This is a genomic window from Bradyrhizobium genomosp. III, assembly GCF_000261705.1.
GTDB classification, from domain to species: domain Bacteria; phylum Pseudomonadota; class Alphaproteobacteria; order Rhizobiales; family Xanthobacteraceae; genus Bradyrhizobium; species Bradyrhizobium ottawaense.
The window spans coordinates 1-1,298 of the sequence record NZ_AJQF01000587.1 but is presented as its reverse complement, the minus strand read 5'-3'; the positions used below and the strand labels follow the sequence as shown (position 1 = coordinate 1,298).

Annotated in this window: 1 pseudogene; it reads right to left on the bottom strand. The window is 64.1% G+C overall.

The features are described from left to right. Positions 1-1,298: pseudogene (locus IC66_RS0142270) on the bottom strand (hypothetical protein); the annotation flags it as partial.

Genomic DNA, 1,298 nt, shown 5'->3' with positions numbered 1-1,298 from the left:
CAGATCGTCGAGACGTTGGAGAAGGTGTCGTGGCCTACCGAAGCGTCGCCATCCGCGGTCCCGGCCCCGATGTCGACGATGACCGCGCTGGTCGCGCTCAGATAGGACAATCGCGTCACCGCCTGCCCCAGGACGTTGAGATCGCCGACGACGCTATCGTCGCCGCCGCGCCCTTCAAACTCGCTCTGGCCGGCGGCTACGCCGGGCAGACCGGTCGATCCGGTGAACCCGGCCGCATTGAACGTGTCGGCATAATTGCTGCCGAGGATCCCCTCGACATTCGCCAGCGTATCTGTGCCGACGCCCGGGCCGGTCACGGAGCCGGCCGCAAGATTGGCGGTGATGGCTCCCGTTGCATCGCCGTAATCGGCGCGGTCGAAGCCCTGGCCGCCATCGAGCTGGTCGTTGCCGCCGAGGCCTTGCAGGACGTCGTTGCCGCCGAGGCCGCTCAAATTGTCGGCATAGACTGTGCCGACCAGTGTGTTCGGGTTGGCGTCGCCGATCAGGTGAACGCCCGGCGCGAAGATGAAATCCGCAGCAGTCAGGTTCGATAGAGTCACGTTCTGCAGCGTCAGGCTATCGCCATTGCCGAAATTGATGAACGTGTTCGGTCCCTGCTGCGAGGCGATCGCCTGCACATCAGCGAGGTTGTAGATACCTGCGCCCGAAAGGTCGATCTTGTCGGCTTGCGCATGCGAGAGGTCGCCGATGAAATCGGCACCACCGCCGCTCACATACACGAAGGTGTCGGCGCCGCCGTTGCCGAGCAGATTGTCGGCGCCGCTGCCCCCCTTCAGCGTATCGTTGAAGCCCGATCCCGACACGCCGTTGACGCCACCGGTGATGGTGTCATGCCCAACCGAGGCATCCCCATTGACGGTGCCGCTGGCGAGATCGACAACAACGCCGCCGGTCGCGTTGGCGAACAGCAGCTGCGTGCTACCGTTGCCGGTGATGAGGTCGTTGCCGGCGAGGCCCTGGAAGGAATTGAAACCGATGAAGCCTGACGCGTCGTAAGTGTCGGCGAAATTGCCGCCATAAATGCTGTTGACGCCCGTGAAGGTATCGTGCCCGACCGATACGTCACCCGTGACCGAGCCGGCGTTCAGGTTGACGGTGACGCCGCCGGTGGCATTCGTGTAGAGCAGCCGTGTGTTGCCGTTGCCGGTGATGGCATCATCGCCCCCGAGGCCCTCGAACTGGTTGAAGGTGCCGTTATTGCCGATATTGAGCGCACCGGGCTGGCCATAGCCCGTCGCCACGTAGGTGTCGGCGTAGCCCGTGCCCTGAATGCCCTC